The organism is Candidatus Curtissbacteria bacterium, assembly GCA_024654445.1.
Lineage (GTDB): Bacteria > Patescibacteriota > Microgenomatia > Curtissbacterales > GWA2-41-24 > JANLHP01.
This window is the reverse complement of the sequence record JANLHP010000018.1, coordinates 1-14,101: the sequence shown is the minus strand read 5'-3', so window position 1 is coordinate 14,101 and position 14,101 is coordinate 1. Positions and strand designations below refer to the sequence as shown.

Annotated in this window: 15 protein-coding genes, 2 tRNA genes and 1 rRNA gene; 12 read left to right on the top strand and 6 right to left on the bottom strand. The window is 42.9% G+C overall.

Going from position 1 to position 14,101, the window contains the following annotated elements:
• The 6 genes from NUV69_03800 to NUV69_03775 form a co-directional block, all read left to right on the top strand.
• Positions 1-1,468, top strand: a 16S ribosomal RNA gene (locus NUV69_03800); the annotation flags it as partial.
• 211 nt (positions 1,469-1,679) lie between these two features.
• Positions 1,680-2,126, top strand: coding sequence for an LAGLIDADG family homing endonuclease (locus NUV69_03795; GenBank protein MCR4324780.1), 447 nt, complete (start codon positions 1,680-1,682; stop codon positions 2,124-2,126).
• Positions 2,127-2,491: 365 nt separating this feature from the next.
• Entirely contained in the window at positions 2,492-2,662 is a 171-nt protein-coding gene (locus tag NUV69_03790; protein ID MCR4324779.1) for a hypothetical protein, read from the top strand.
• 294 nt (positions 2,663-2,956) lie between these two features.
• Positions 2,957-3,028: transfer RNA gene (locus NUV69_03785), tRNA-Cys, on the top strand.
• A 205-nt stretch (positions 3,029-3,233) separates the two neighbouring features.
• Positions 3,234-3,305: transfer RNA gene (locus NUV69_03780), tRNA-Ile, on the top strand.
• A gap of 79 nt (positions 3,306-3,384) precedes the next feature.
• Entirely contained in the window at positions 3,385-3,582 is a 198-nt protein-coding gene (locus NUV69_03775) for a PspC domain-containing protein (GenBank protein ID MCR4324778.1), read from the top strand.
• Here NUV69_03775 and NUV69_03770 read toward each other — a convergent pair.
• Complete coding sequence (locus tag NUV69_03770) at positions 3,560-4,408, bottom strand: hypothetical protein (protein ID MCR4324777.1); 849 nt, start codon at positions 4,406-4,408, stop codon at positions 3,560-3,562. The two genes, NUV69_03775 and NUV69_03770, sit on opposite strands and share 23 nt — an antisense overlap.
• Positions 4,409-4,479: 71 nt before the next feature.
• Between NUV69_03770 and NUV69_03765 the strand changes: the two genes are divergently transcribed.
• Positions 4,480-4,941: a L,D-transpeptidase gene (locus NUV69_03765; GenBank protein MCR4324776.1), complete on the top strand. Its 462-nt coding sequence runs from the start codon at positions 4,480-4,482 to the stop codon at positions 4,939-4,941.
• Here NUV69_03765 and NUV69_03760 read toward each other — a convergent pair.
• A complete protein-coding gene (locus tag NUV69_03760) occupies positions 4,938-7,328 on the bottom strand; it encodes an ATP-dependent Clp protease ATP-binding subunit (GenBank protein ID MCR4324775.1) in 2,391 nt (796 codons plus the stop codon). The genes NUV69_03765 and NUV69_03760 overlap by 4 nt on opposite strands.
• 69 nt (positions 7,329-7,397) lie before the next feature.
• Between NUV69_03760 and NUV69_03755 the strand changes: the two genes are divergently transcribed.
• From NUV69_03755 to pgk, 4 genes are all read left to right on the top strand, one after another.
• Positions 7,398-7,988, top strand: a complete 591-nt coding sequence (locus NUV69_03755; protein MCR4324774.1) for a hypothetical protein — start codon at positions 7,398-7,400, stop codon at positions 7,986-7,988.
• Between the two features lie 31 nt (positions 7,989-8,019).
• Entirely contained in the window at positions 8,020-9,486 is a 1,467-nt protein-coding gene (locus NUV69_03750) for a Mur ligase family protein (GenBank protein MCR4324773.1), read from the top strand.
• A 37-nt stretch (positions 9,487-9,523) separates the two neighbouring features.
• Complete coding sequence (locus tag NUV69_03745) at positions 9,524-9,994, top strand: hypothetical protein (GenBank protein ID MCR4324772.1); 471 nt, start codon at positions 9,524-9,526, stop codon at positions 9,992-9,994.
• Positions 9,995-10,063: 69 nt separating this feature from the next.
• Complete coding sequence (gene pgk, locus NUV69_03740) at positions 10,064-11,164, top strand: phosphoglycerate kinase (protein ID MCR4324771.1); 1,101 nt, start codon at positions 10,064-10,066, stop codon at positions 11,162-11,164.
• A 121-nt stretch (positions 11,165-11,285) separates the two neighbouring features.
• On the opposite strand, the gene NUV69_03735 is transcribed toward pgk, so the two are convergent.
• The 4 genes from NUV69_03735 to NUV69_03720 all read right to left on the bottom strand — a co-directional run bounded on the left by NUV69_03735 (position 11,286) and on the right by NUV69_03720 (position 12,797).
• On the bottom strand, positions 11,286-12,020 hold the full coding sequence (locus tag NUV69_03735; GenBank protein ID MCR4324770.1) for a twin-arginine translocase subunit TatC: 735 nt from the start codon (positions 12,018-12,020) through the stop codon (positions 11,286-11,288).
• 18 nt (positions 12,021-12,038) lie between these two features.
• Positions 12,039-12,206, bottom strand: a complete 168-nt coding sequence (gene tatA, locus NUV69_03730; protein MCR4324769.1) for a twin-arginine translocase TatA/TatE family subunit — start codon at positions 12,204-12,206, stop codon at positions 12,039-12,041.
• Positions 12,207-12,225: 19 nt separating this feature from the next.
• Positions 12,226-12,417 (bottom strand): twin-arginine translocase TatA/TatE family subunit, encoded by a 192-nt coding sequence (locus NUV69_03725; GenBank protein MCR4324768.1) that lies wholly within the window; start codon positions 12,415-12,417, stop codon positions 12,226-12,228.
• A 164-nt stretch (positions 12,418-12,581) separates the two neighbouring features.
• Entirely contained in the window at positions 12,582-12,797 is a 216-nt protein-coding gene (locus NUV69_03720) for a hypothetical protein (GenBank protein MCR4324767.1), read from the bottom strand.
• A 362-nt stretch (positions 12,798-13,159) separates the two neighbouring features.
• Between NUV69_03720 and NUV69_03715 the strand changes: the two genes are divergently transcribed.
• Positions 13,160-13,660, top strand: a complete 501-nt coding sequence (locus tag NUV69_03715; GenBank protein MCR4324766.1) for a hypothetical protein — start codon at positions 13,160-13,162, stop codon at positions 13,658-13,660.
• Positions 13,661-14,101 lie beyond the last annotated feature (441 nt).

Sequence of the window (14,101 nt, the reverse complement as noted above, 5' to 3'; positions counted from 1 at the left end):
GGAGGGATAATCCCGCATAAGCCCGAAAGGGGAAACCCCGATTTAATCGGGGGCCGAATGAGCGGCCCGCGTCCTATCAGTTTGTTGGTGGGGTAATGGCCTACCAAGACAATGACGGGTAGCTGGGCTGAGAGGTCGGCCAGCCACAAGGGAACTGAGACACGGTCCCTACATCTACGGATGGCAGCAACCGGGAATCTTGGACAATGGGGGAAACCCTGATCCAGCGACGCCGCGTGGGGGACGAAGGCCTTCGGGTTGTAAACTCCTTTTGCCAACCATAATGGTTTGGAGAATAAGCACCTGCCAACTACGTGCCAGCAGCCGCGGTGATACGTAGGGTGCAAGCGTTATCCGGATTTACTGGGCGTAAAGGGTTGCGTAGGCGGTTTGTTAAGTCAAAAATGAAATCTTCTCGCCTAACGGGAAGTTTGTTTTTGATACTAATAAACTTTGAGGCTCGGAGAGGTAACTGGAACTTGCAGTGGAGTGGTGAAATGCGTTGATATTGCAAGGAACACCAAAGGCGTAGGCAGGTTACTGGTCGAGATCTGACGCTGATGCACGAAAGCTAGGGGAGCAAAACGGATTAGAGACCCGTGTAGTCCTAGCCGTAAACGATGGACACTAGATGACCGACCCGCCGAAGGCGGGAAATTCGAAGCACGAATTTCAAAATATCGAAACAATTTTAAAACTCAAATTTTCTAAAGTTCAAACTTTTTGAATTTAGGATTTGGAGAATTAGAATTTGTTTCGGATTTAAGATTTAAGATTTCGAGTTTACCCCTTTAGCGGGTTGGTTGTCGCAAGCTAACGCGTTAAGTGTCCCGCCTGGGGAGTACGGCCGCAAGGCTAAAACTCAAAGGAATTGACGGGGACCCGCACAAGCGGTGGAGCATGTGGTTTAATTCGAAACAAAGCGAAAAACCTTACCAGGGTTTGACATCCTAACTGCAAGTTTTCTAGAAACAGAAGACCTTCTTCGAGAGTGTTAGGACAGGTGCTGCATGGCTGTCGTCAGCTTGTACCGTGAGGCGCACCCTTAAGTGGGTTAACAAGCGCAACCCCCATCGTATGTTAAATTTTCATACGAAACTGCCCGCTAAATGCGTGGAGGAAGGAGGGGATGACGTCAAGTCAGCACGGCCCTTATACCCTGGGCTACACACATCCTACAATGGCTGTTTTACAGCGAGTTCGCAACGTGGTAACGCGAAGCTAATCTCACAAAAGCAGTCTCAGTTCGGATTGAGGGCTGCAATTTGCCCTCATGAAGTTGAAATCGCTAGTAATCGCGGATCAGCAGGCCGCGGTGAATACGTTCTCGGGTCTTGTACACACCGCCCGTCAAGCCAACAAAGTCGGGGGTGCCTGAAGTCTCACATTTGTGGGCCCAAGGCAAAATCGGCGATGGGGACTAAGTCGTTTGATCAAACTGATCGTTGCGACCTGGAAGAGTAATCTTCCTGTAAAATTTGGCTGTATCGGTGGAAATCCCACTTGATTTTCGTGTTATCTTCGGATAATCTAGAATCGAAGGATAATACCGAGGGAAGTCGTTCTGCAATGCAGAATTGACCCCGTAGAGACTACACGCCAACCCCTATTAATGACGAAGGCTTATCTGTTGGGAGCATTACATGATGCAACTGTTCGTAAAATAACCTATCGAATAGGTGCGAAAGATTTATCCTAATGCGGAATTTCTGAGAGATGGAATTATTGCACTTGGATATCGCGCCTGGATTTATAAAGAAGGAAGAAACAGAAACTACTTCATAGTAGAATTCGTAAAATCTGTTCTTGATAAAACTGAGATCAGTTCGAACCAAGACAAGATTGATTACATTCGAGGTTATTTTGATACGGATGGTGGTATCGCAAGGTCGAAGGGTGTGAGATATTATTTATATTTTGCACAAAAAGATAAAATTGACCTTAGTAATGTTAGGGATTATCTTGAGCAATTAGAAATTAATTGCGGGGTAATTCATAATCCCAGTTTTAGAAAGGATGCTAACTACTTTCGGTTTTTTATACGAGCAAGCTCGTATCAAAAGTTCGCCGAAATTGTAGGTTCTTGGCATCCTGTTAAGTCGAAGTTTTTAAGGGTGAAGATATAGTCCATGCCTGGCAGTAATGCTGGGGTAACCATGAACAAGGTATCCGTTCTGGAAGGAGCGGATGGATCACCTCCTTTCTAAGGAGACTGTGAACATAAAACTTCGGTTTTTTGTTCCAAAACGTTTCCGACTCTCACGTGTCGGAAGTGACGATTTACTGGAATCGTTAAAATCAGTGGGCTACCTGTAGCCTTAAACAGGTCTCTTAATAAGAAGAGTATTGGGTACCACTTTTTGAAATTCAATTTAGAGTTTCAAGTATCGGTTGCAAGTGTCATGTAAAAATGGCACTTTTTTTGTGCTAATTCTTCTTGATCTCCTGTCACATGATACCTGACATACTTTATGATAAAATTTGCACAGCCATGACAGAGAGACAAGCTAGTGCAGAACGTAAAACGGTCTGGGATTCGCGCCTTTTTAAAGCAGGTGCCGTTCTGGCGGTTGCCGGAGCTGGGCTAGGAATAGCCGTATTTATGTCTGTCGGTGTAGTCTCTATGGGTGCCGGTTGGGCCCTAATGAAAGGTAAACAATAAAGTGGAGAGACCTCATGTAAACATGCCTCGTGCCGAACAAGTGCATAGGGCGGGAGAAGCTTTAAGAAAAGTGGGAGCACTAGGATCCATTGCGGGAGGAGTTTCCGCTAACGGAGTGCTACTTGGTGGTGGGATAGGAGCACTAAGTCTTGGTATGGCTGTCTGCAAAGGGGCGGAAATGAGAATGGATTCAAGGGATAATTTCCAAGGTAGATAGTAAAAAAATGGCCTGGTAGCCAAGTCCCCTCGATGAACTCAGGGTAAAGTCCAGGCAGGCGTAGAGTTTATGAAAGTGGCGCAGTGGCGAAGTGGTAACGCTGGGGTCTGCAAAACCTCGATGCAGGGGTTCGATTCCCCTCTGCGCCTCAAGCAGGGATTCGGTTCACTTTTTCGCGTAAGCGAAAAATATCGCTCTTTAGTCTACTAAAGAGGAAGATATTCCGATCCAGGCCTCAAAATGGGCTTGTGGCTCAACTTGCCCCGCCTTTAGATGGGGTGAAGTAGGGCGACACGTTAAACGTGTCAGCCGAGTTTGACTCGGCGTCGTCCTGAGAGATTTTGAAAAATTTATGGGTCTGTGGCTCAGTGGTAGAGCATCGTCCTGATAAGACGAGGGTCAAAGGTTCGATTCCTTTCAGACCCACACGATTTTTCAAATTATATTTTTGCTACGCAAAAAGAAGACGGAGGTCGATGGTTCGATCCCATCTGGGCCCACCAAAATGGTAGTACAGAAAAAACTTTATAGATCAAGAAAAGACAAAGTGTTTGCCGGAGTTCTTGGGGGACTTGGGGAGTATTTTGACGTAGATCCCACAATCCTGAGACTAGCTTTTGTCGCGCTGGTTATTTTAACCGGAATTTTTCCGGGAGTCATTCTTTATATTATTTCGGTATTTATCGTTCCCCGAAAAGGCTAGGTTTTAGTAAAGGCGTTTCTTTAACTAATTCACCAATAACCAGAAAATAAAGTTCGACTTTTGGGTTCTCCATATCACCTCTATCTACAATCAACCCTGCTTTTGTTCGTTTTATCTTTTCTATTTGTTCGGAGGATAAGAGCCAGTTACCGTTAATCCTCGCGCAAGTTTGAAGTACAATACGTAGTTCCAAAACATCTGTTACACGGTCTTCTTTCAATGCTCTTTCCCACGCATTATCCTTGCCACTTGAAGTTATCATGAATTTTTGAACCTCGAAATCCAAAATGGAACGGTTTCCCGTCCGTCTATCTACTACCAAAATACTAATTGCGTCTCCTTTTTCTAATTTTTCCAACGATTTTCCTTTTCTGGGGATTGGACCATCAAAAGAGTGAACATAGGCGAGGAGACTTTTTTTTAAGTCACCGTCTTTCTTATTAGTAGTAGCGAATCCTCGATTTGGGACGTCCATGATATATGCTGATTGGGGATCAGGACGTTTTTGCTCGACATTTATGACGGTTTCATTTGTTATGTCTAGAGACTCGATACTTATCTCGACCATCGTATAATCTGGAGCTACCGTTATTCTTTCCTGATTTTCTATTTGGGGTAAAAAAGGATTGATGGGGATTCTTGGTTGATCCAATTCCTGAGGAGTGAAATGGCTCAATTGAGCTCGCGGTTGATCTTCGTCGACAGGCGAAAAAAAAGAAGGTTCAGGATGAACAGGGGCAGCAGAAGTTTCTGTATGCGCAAAGTGGGCAGCGCCTGCAAGTACAGTCGCGGCAGCAACAGTCCGAAGAAGCCTCTCACCTCTCACCTTGCGGCTAATTTTAGATCAAAATTTGTGAGCTTACAAGAAGGATATTTAATGTTATTCTAAAGACAGATATGCGAAGAGCTTTAGCTGCCATCTTCTTCTGTCTGTTGTTTTTATTTCCTCTTTCTACTGTCCACGCGCAAATTTACACGAACGAGAAATTGATAACGGTGGATCTCGGTTCGCAAACGCTCAGAGCTTGGCAAGACGGAAAAATTGTCCACCAGACGAAGGTATCAACGGGTATGAATTTAACTCCTACAGTGAAAGGGAACTTTAGAGTGACTAGGAAAATTGCGATGCATGACATGAGAGGGCCTTCACCATATAAAAACATTTATCCTTCCGGTAAATACCACATTAAAAATGTACCGAACTCACTTTATTTCTACCAGGCTTACGCCATTCATGGGGCGTACTGGCACAATAATTTTGGCAGGCGCGCCAGTCATGGTTGCGTGAACGTTCCGCTCGCTTCTGCCCAATGGCTTTTTGATTGGGCGGGTACCGGAACGCTGGTATCAGTTTTTTAGAGAAAGCCAAGTAACGTTACTGCTGGAATTTTGTCGCCGTTTTTGATTGTGCCCGCGATTAGCATCTTCGCGATTCCGTCTTCGATTTTGTCTTGAATGAGTCTGTTGATTGGACGCGCACCAAATTCTGGATTGTAGCCTTTTTGAGCAACAACTTTGGCGAGTTCATCTGTTATTTCTAAAGTGATATTTTTATTGTCTTTGACTTCCATGGCAAGCTTTGTGAGCATTAGCTTTGAAACTTGCTCTACTTCTTTTGGAGTTAATGGGTGATAAACGACAACCGCGTCGAATCTATTAATGAGCTCGGGGCTGAACATTCCCTGAGAAAGAATGTAGTCGATAAGTTTTTCGGATAGTCCTTCGCTTAAGCCTTTTGAGATTTCTTCCCTGATAAATTCTGCCGCGGCGTTACTGGTCGCGATGACGATTATGTTTTCGAAACTCGTTTTCTTCTCAAAGGCATCCGTTAATTTACCTTCGTCGAGAATCTGCAAGAAAAGGTTTTGAATTTCACGGCTCGCTTTTTCAAACTCGTCCAGTAAAAGAAGCCCAAAAGGATTTTGATGAACAAGAGATGTTAATTGCCCTTGAGTTTTGGTAGGGACGTCGCCAATAAGGCGGTTTACGCTGTCCATTTGCCCGAATTCTGTCATGTCGAGCCTAATCATTTTGCTTTCTTTGCCGAAATAGGTTTCTGCTAGCGCCTTTGCGGTTTCAGTTTTTCCGACTCCCGTTGGTCCTAAAAATAAGAAGGAGCCGATCGTTTTGTGATCTTTTTCGATACCGGTTCTTGCTCTGCGCATGGCTTTCGCGATGACACTAATCGCCTCATTTTGTCCAACGATTCTTTTGTGCAAGAAACCTTCGAGATCTTTTAGTTTTTCGGTTTCACCTTCTGTGATTTTTCCAAGAGGAATTTTCGTTTTTGCCGAAATTATTTTGTCTACAGTTTCCACATCGACTTGTTTTTTCTTAGTTTCTTTGGCAAGAGCAATTGCGTCCTGGAGAATTACAATCGATTTTTCTGGTTGATATGTATCTTGTACAAGCGAGGCGCTTTTTTCGATAATTTCCAAAATTGCGGGAAGGGTTGTTGCAACATTATGCTGCTTGTAAAAATCCATCGCTTTTCCAATTAATATACTTTCGACGTTCTCTTTTTCCGGCTCTTCGATGTCTATTTTCTCGAAAAGTTTAAGAATTGCGCCGTTTGGCCGAATGAACTGATTAAAATCTTCGGGTGTAGCGATTCCTATTATGGGTAGGGAATTGTCGGTTAAGACTGTAGTTACTACTTCTGTAAGATCTATTCTTTCTTCGAGCGGAGATGCGACGCGGTCTATTTGGTTAATTGCCAGAATTACATTTCCAGCGTTTTTGGCTTCCGTAAGTACGTTTTCGAAGTTAGATTTTATGTCAACCATGTTTTGAGTAGAGCCAAGGAGGGCGATCGTGTCCAGAAGAATTATTCGTTTTCCTTTAAGGCTTGGGATTTGTTGTCTTTTGATTTGCGAAGCAAGGGTTTCAACGACGCTGTGTCTACCAACGCCGACTTCTCCAATCAGGAGAACATTATTGTTCTGAGGCCTATTAATTATCTTTACGATTTGGTCGATGATTTCGACTTTAGGATCAAGGTGTGGGAAGTATTTATTTGTCAGTTCTGTGCCGTATTTGTCCAAAGTATTTGTATAACCGTAGCTTAGAAGCTGGCCAATAGGCGCGGGTTTTGCGTGTTCGTGAGTTTTTTGGAGTTTGTCGATATAAGTTGCAAGCGTCGTAAATTCCTGCTCGTTTACGTTGATGCTTTCCAAGTATGATTTGAGGTTTGGCCAGCTTTTTGAAAGGTAGAGCATAACGTTTTCTACCGAGCTTTTTTTCAAAGCGCTGACAATTTCCTGGGGTGGGGGAGATTCAAGAATTTTTTTGAAGTTTTCATCGAAAAATAGGACGATCGTCTCAAAAAACGATGATTTTTTAAGTTTCTCAATAATTTTTTGGGAATTTTGTAGATCGGTTTCCAAAACTCTTTCACTCTTTAGTTTTAAATAACCGGGCAGAGAGAAAATAGGCAATATATATAGAAGCGAAGCTACAATTTCGTATATAAAGAATATTGCAATTGCAAAAATTCCAATCGCGATGAAAATTAGCCTTATTATTGCGCCAATTCCTCGAGAAATCAGGTTAAAAGAAATTCTGTCTGTGAGCGTGGTTTTTTGGGTTGTTGAGGTCATTCTGCGGTAGGGTGAGAAGAGGTTTTTGGTGAGACTTGCGATATTAAAAAACTCGGCAACGGAAGCAAGGTGAGCAGGGCGAGTTTTTATAAAGTTTGGTAGAGCATAGGAGAAGTGATAAGAGAAATAATTTGCAGGCAGATCCATTAGACTTATTTTACTAATTCTTATACAGTGATTGCGAATGTAATCTATCTTGTGTTAAATTTCTCGGTTATGAGAGATCAGGATAGGGGTGTAATTGAGAACGGCGATGTTTCACCGGCTAGAGGCTTTTTGACTTGGATGAATTATTCATTAGGGGATCTTGAGGAAAGCGAACTTAATCGCTTATTTACGCCTACTCAGACTAGTGTTCTACAAGGTAAGGTTGACGGACTTAGAAATAGGGAAACAGCCATAAGGTTAGGCGTTCCATTATATAGAGTTGATCTCGAAGCAGGTAAAGTAATTGATGCGGTAAAGGGGTTTGGACCAGGTAGTGATGATACTAGTGCAGCAATAGTAATTGCCGTAGCTACGAATATTGTAGACACTTCGAGGTTACCCCTGTCTCCTGTAATTCCATTAAAACATACAGAAGGTAATGTTTTAGCTGCTCTAGCCAAAGCATATAATACTAAGGAGATTTCTGCCTTGCTTGGATACGGAGAAAGCTCTATAGTAACCTTCAAATCACGTATTCTTAAAAAGTTTGGAGTACCGCTTCGACGCCGATCTAGCACCCTTGTCGCTATATCAGCAGCGATACTGAAGAGCCATTATGAGACTACGGTAGTCGACGGGTCGTCAGAGGTTCCTAGTTAATTCCAAAACAAGATGTTGAGAGATTACTATGATGTGCGCGATTGGCCCTCCTTCGCCAAAGGCTACGGAAGGGCAAGGTGGAGAGTTCATGTTTAAGGATTATTACGAAGTTAGAGATTGGGTTGAAAATTTTATCCCGCAAGTTTACGGAAAAGAGAACTTAGGACTTTCGAGAATTGAGTATCTTCTAAAACTTTTAAAAAATCCAGAAAAAAAATTTAAATCAGTTCATATTGCCGGAACCAGCGGAAAAGGGTCGACGGCTTTTTATACTGCAAGACTTTTGAGGCAAAAAGGGTTTAAAGTCGGTCTTCACGTTTCTCCTCATTTGGTGGATATAAGAGAGAGGATGCAAATTTTTTCTTCTCGTCATCCTGGAGGGAGTGAAACGACCGATAAGCAGAGCTTTTCTTCGAATAGGATCTATACAAACCGGAGAGATTCTATCGCTTCGCTCCAGAATGACGGTTTTATGTCAATGAAAAGGTTCATCAGTCTATTCAACCAAATAAAACCGGTTGTAGAGCAAATGGGAGCCTCGCAGGTTGGATTTCCGAGCTATTTTGAGATTTTAGTTGCCGCTTCTTTTAAATATTTCGCGGAGGAGGAAGTTGACTGGGCGGTTGTCGAAGTAGGGCTCGGTGGAAGGTTGGACGCGACAAATGTCCTGGAGAGCAGAATTGCTGTCATTACCAACATTGGTTTGGACCATACAGAAATCCTTGGAAACACAATAGAAAAAATCGCTTTTGAAAAAGCGGGGATTATAAAAGTTAAAGTTCCGGTTGTGACAGCAGTGACCGGAAAAGCACTTTCTGTCATTGAGAAAATTGCTGTGAAAAATAAGTCGCAGCTGATTAAGGTTAGTACTCAAAAACCTCCAATTGGGCTTTCCAATCGGGGTATTTCACCTAGCGCGCTTTTGGCTCTTTCAGCGCTCAAGGCCCTAAAAATCCGTGTAAATGACGCAGAAATAGACAAGGCTTTTAGCGCGAATTTTCCGGGGAGGTTCGAAGAAATTAACGACCTTGTAATTTTAGACGGGGCGCATAACACTGACAAAATTAAAGCGCTGATTAATTTTGTCAGAAACTCGAAACAAAGTCGTTTAAGGAGAGACCCTGTAAACAGGAATCTCACCTTAAACACAGTTCTTGTTATTGCTTTTAAAAAAGGGAAAAAGTGGAAAAAAATGTTGGATCAATTATTGAAAGATTTACCAATTAAAAGAGTAATTGCTACACAATTTAATGCGGTAACAGATACAGGCCCCACTCCGTCTCAAAGACTTCGAGGGGTAAATAAATTTGGTTTTGTTCCGGCAGAGGAAATTGAGAAATATCTCAAAAGTTTTCAAGAGGTCAGAGCGATTAAAAACTCTCAAGAAGCAGTTTTTAAGGCTGTGAATGAGCGGAAAAGAGATGAGCTAGTTTTAGTAACGGGATCTTTATATTTAGTTGGGGAAGTACGAACGATGTGGGAATTGTCGGAGGTTTGACAAAGGACGTATGCAATCCTATAATCCGCGATAAAGTATGACAAATGAAAGGCTAGGAGGGCGACCGGAGGGTATGAGCGAAAGAGTGAGCGCTGCTCGAGCTCGCATGCGCGGGATTTTAGAGTCTTCTTCGCGAGAATCACGTTTAAAGAATGTTGCACCAATTCCTGAAGATGAACAGCTGAGTCGAGGCTGGCAAGCTGAATTGAATGGCGAGCCAACAAATCCAAACACCGCATTTTTCATCACAGATACCCCTGATAAAGGTGACAGATTTTATAAAGTTTTATTTCATGCGGACGAAGTTAAGCAAGTTAACGATTCACAGAATCCTATCGAAAGAGAGTTTGAGTTTGACCCTGATAAAATTCAGCCTAATCCCGAGTCTGCCATGGGTAAAAGAATTATGAATTCTAGGTTTATCCATTGGACGAGGGCGATGCAACTTAGAGATATGTACACACTTGCAGGAGTTGGCCGTTTAGCTGCCTGGAGAGATAATATTTAACCCTTAAAATTTCCTCCTCATTCATATTATTTACTTGATACTAAGGTAGGGATACTAGATACTATTTCTATGAAATTGCTTTCCGATTTAGACGTTTCCGGCAAAAGAGTGTTTTTGAGGGCGGATTTGGATGTGCCGCTCGATAGCGACTTAAAAGATGAGGTTAGGCTTAGGAATATCAAACCTACTTTTGATTATCTTTTAGAACACGGTGCTTCGCAAATAATGATTGCCGGACATATCGGGAGGCCGGAGGAAAGAGATCCTGCCTTATCCACGGACAAACTTCTTGCACCACTCGCAGAAATTTTAGGCCGCAAAATTACATTTAAGGATGATTTGGAAAGAAAAACAGAGGGAGAGGTTGTCCTTTTGGATAATCTGCGTTTTTGGCCCGGAGAAGAAGCAAATGATCCGGATTTTGCGAAAAAACTAGCGTTCATGGCCGATTTTTACATCAACGATGCTTTCGGAGATAGCCACCGTGCGCACGCTTCTATAATTGGGGTTCCTGCTTTTTTGACGCATGCAGCCGGTATTCACCTACAAAAAGAAGTAGAGGAGCTTTCAAGGTTGCTTGAGGGGCCGGAAAGGCCTTTCGTTGCTGTGGTTGGAGGAGCAAAAATGGAGACTAAGATTCCCATTGTTAATAATTTAGCCCAAATTGCAGATAAGGTATTGGTGGGAGGACTTATCGCAAAACAGCTGATAACTAATGAAGTTTCAGTTAATCGTCATTCTGGAGTGGCAACGACCACGATAGGATCTAGAGATTCTATTTCGAGCTCGCGAGAAACAAGCTCTCTTATCGCTTCGCTCCAGAATGACAACAAAAAGTCAAATGTTATAGTTGCTAGCTTAACGCCAAATGGTAAGGATATTGACGATGTATCAGTGAATCGATTCGTTGAGACAATAAAGGGAGCTAAAACCGTGGTTTGGAATGGGCCTGTCGGATTTTTTGAAGAAGGACATGAATCAGGAACGATGGCAATCGCGAAGGCGATTATTGATTCGGGCGCATATTCCGTAGTCGGTGGCGGGGAAACAACCGAATTTTTAGCTTCAAAAGGACTTTTAGATAAATTTTCTTTCGTGTCTTCGGGCGGCGGAGCGATGCTGGAGTTTCTTGCCGGCCGCGAGCTTCCCGGGATTAGAGCTTTAGAATAAACTACTTACGAACTAAAAGTCCATGATATTTTGATATTCGCTCAAAGATTCACTCTCATCCTCGTTTGAAGGCCGAGGATGTATCGCTCATAATAAGTGGCTTTCAATTCTGTAAATCTATTTATTTTCGTAGTCTATTTAACAGTAATGTAATCTCAAACAATATTATCAGGGGCAAAGCGAGAAAGACGTCCGCCAAAATTGAGTCCGCGGGAAGAAGAATAGCAAAAAGAAAGGAGCCCAGATAGACCCATCTACGGGATCTTTTCAATTGCTGACCGTTGATAATTCCGGTACGCAAAAGAATAAGAAGGACTAGAGGGAATTCAAAAGCGATTCCCAAAAGTACTGAAGTTAAAAGGACTGTGGTTAGAAGGCGGCTGATATCCAAAACATTGCCGATACCAAGAGATACCGATTTTTCTAAGAATATTTGTATTTGCCACTTCATAATTAGTGTCCCGAATACAAATCCAGCCAAAAAAAGAATGAAGAAGAGTGGTAAATGCCGCGTTACAATCTTGAACTCTTTTTTTCTCAGGGCGGGTTTTAGAAAATATAGAATTTGGATGACGAAAAGTGGAAAGGAGATCACAAGGCCCGTTGCTAGGCCGCAACTGATTGCAAGAGTAATAAACTGAAAAGGCGACGTAAAGACTACGTTAATTCCCTCGAGGTTTAAGATCCTGATCAGGAACTTGATTATTTTTTCATAGAAGACAAATCCCGCAATTGTTGCAGTTGCAAATACACAAAGCGTAAAAATCAATCTTTTTCTAGCTTCAAGTAAGAAAGGCTGATATTTTTCTAATTCTGCTTTAAGTTGAGGGTAATTGAGGGGAGTGATATTTTCCACACAAAAAATGCATTCTAGTTAGCTCTTACTTTTTCCCTCGTCTTCGCCTAAATCTCTCGAGGATTTTTTGAATTCCTTAACCGCTTCTCCCAGACCTTTAAAAAATTCCGGTATTTTTTTGCCTCCAAAGAGTAGGAGAATAATAAAAGCAATGATTATCCATTCGGTTGCCCCAATTGTTGGCATAGATTATTAAGAATATTCCTTATTTTGTCGTGCCGTCACTGTTATCTTCCAGTGCTTCTGTAAAAGTCTTTTTAACCTTTTTGATTTCTTTAAAGGACTGACCGCCGGTTTTGGCGAGGCGGGTGACTATTTTCGCGCCGAAGAGGACTATTAGGATTAAGAGAATGGCGCCGACTTCCACTGGGCTTAGGTTTTTTATGAAGTTGAACATTCCACTCTATATCCTAAAGCCTAAATTTTCAAAAGGCAAGCCCTGAAACAAGGCTAGCTTTAAAACTAATTTTGACAAACGAGTCTAAAATTCAGTTCGATAGATTATTTCTGTTTTAATACCATCCTTGGTCAGTGGGCAAGGCTCCAGAATATTGAGGACATTTAGACCTCGGAAGTTTGTGATTTACTTAAGGATGCTGCAAACCAGCTCTTCCCGTCCCAGTATTCAAGGCTATTTGTCTCTAGGTTGAAGCCAAAGGTTCCGGATTTGGGGTTTTTGGGCCGGCTTTGAGTGTTCCAGGAGGTGATTGTTGGTAAACCGAGCATTAGAGATAAGCCTTGTCCTATCTCGATAAGAAGAGGTTTACTTCTGGCCATATCAATTAGTAATTATAAGGACCGTAGATTTTCATAGCAAGAGTGTTATGAAAATGCTTGCAAGGTCTTATTTAGCAAGACATTTTCTCTAAAAAGTGATTAGAACTGTCAGTTTCTATATCAAAAATTCGATTTTTAAATTTCGCTTGTAAGTTAGACCTAATAAGAATCCTTACAAGATTCTTCTCATCTGCAGTCTTTGCCAGCTCTTCCCGTTCCAGAATTCCAAACTGTTTGTTTCTACGTTAAAACCAATTGCTCCGTCCCTTGGGTATTGGGGTCTGCCAAGAGTGTTCCAAGAGGGTAGGCGGTTATAGCTGTAAGTCGTGGACAAGGTTTGGCCAAAAACAGACTCGGTGCCGATGATTGAAGGGTTCTTTGAGAAAATCGGTTCGGTGAGCGTTATTTCTTGTGAAGGGCTAACCGAAGGGGATAGAGATGGGGAAAGGCTTGCAGAGAGTGAAGGACTGGGGCTGGCAGAAGAAGCCGCAGAAGGTGACGTACTTGGTGAAATCGAGGGAGATGCACTCGTAGCCGCAGATGGCGAGACTGATGGTGAAGCAGAGCCTGCGGGTGATGGTGATACTGATGGAGAAACTGAAGGTGAAATACTTCCTGCTATTGACGGGCTTACACTTGGTGAAACAGACGGTGAAACACTTGGACTTACTGATGGACTTCTTGAGGGACTGACAGATGGTGAAACAGACGGTGAAACACTTGATACCGCTGATGGGCTGATAGACGGTGAAACAGATGGACTAACAGATGGACTTACTGATGGAGAAACTGAAGCTGATGGAGACTGGGATGGTGAAACCGACGGGCTAACCGATGGACTGACAGAGGCAGAAGGAGATTGAGAAGGACTTGCACTTGGACTAACCGATGGTGATACCGAAGGTGATTGCGAAGGACTGATACTGGCACTTGGACTTTGGCTTAGAGAAACAGAGGGACTAACCGACGGCGAGACCGACGCACTGGGAGATTGGCTTGGAGAAATAGAGGGGCTTATAGAAGGGCTTACAGATGGAGAAACACTTGGACTAACTGATGCCGAAGGAGACTGCGATGGAGACACCGACGGACTAACGGAAGGCGAAACCGAAGCCGATGGTGATTGTGAAGGCGAAACACTAGGTGAAACAGAAGGAGAAACAGATGGGCTCACCGAAGGACTCACAGATGATCCTGCCGACGGGCTCAAACTTGGACTGACACTAGGTGATATTGAAGGGGATATTGACGGACTTATTGACGCACTAGGACTTTGGGATGGACTAACGCTTGGCGAAACAGAA

Excerpts from the sequence above, each read along its gene's own strand:
- NUV69_03760 (MCR4324775.1), bottom strand. The coding sequence starts at position 7,328 with ATGGATCTGCCTGCAAATTATTTCTCTTATCACTTCTCCTATGCTCTA.
- NUV69_03750 (MCR4324773.1), top strand. The coding sequence starts at position 8,020 with ATGTGCGCGATTGGCCCTCCTTCGCCAAAGGCTACGGAAGGGCAAGGT.
- NUV69_03720 (MCR4324767.1), bottom strand. The coding sequence starts at position 12,797 with ATGGCCAGAAGTAAACCTCTTCTTATCGAGATAGGACAAGGCTTATCT.
- NUV69_03755 (MCR4324774.1), top strand. The coding sequence starts at position 7,398 with ATGAGAGATCAGGATAGGGGTGTAATTGAGAACGGCGATGTTTCACCG.
- NUV69_03715 (MCR4324766.1), top strand. The coding sequence starts at position 13,160 with ATGATTGAAGGGTTCTTTGAGAAAATCGGTTCGGTGAGCGTTATTTCT.
- NUV69_03765 (MCR4324776.1), top strand. The coding sequence starts at position 4,480 with ATGCGAAGAGCTTTAGCTGCCATCTTCTTCTGTCTGTTGTTTTTATTT.
- NUV69_03775 (MCR4324778.1), top strand. The coding sequence starts at position 3,385 with ATGGTAGTACAGAAAAAACTTTATAGATCAAGAAAAGACAAAGTGTTT.
- NUV69_03745 (MCR4324772.1), top strand. The coding sequence starts at position 9,524 with ATGACAAATGAAAGGCTAGGAGGGCGACCGGAGGGTATGAGCGAAAGA.
- pgk (MCR4324771.1), top strand. The coding sequence starts at position 10,064 with ATGAAATTGCTTTCCGATTTAGACGTTTCCGGCAAAAGAGTGTTTTTG.
- NUV69_03725 (MCR4324768.1), bottom strand. The coding sequence starts at position 12,417 with ATGTTCAACTTCATAAAAAACCTAAGCCCAGTGGAAGTCGGCGCCATT.
- tatA (MCR4324769.1), bottom strand. The coding sequence starts at position 12,206 with ATGCCAACAATTGGGGCAACCGAATGGATAATCATTGCTTTTATTATT.
- NUV69_03790 (MCR4324779.1), top strand. The coding sequence starts at position 2,492 with ATGACAGAGAGACAAGCTAGTGCAGAACGTAAAACGGTCTGGGATTCG.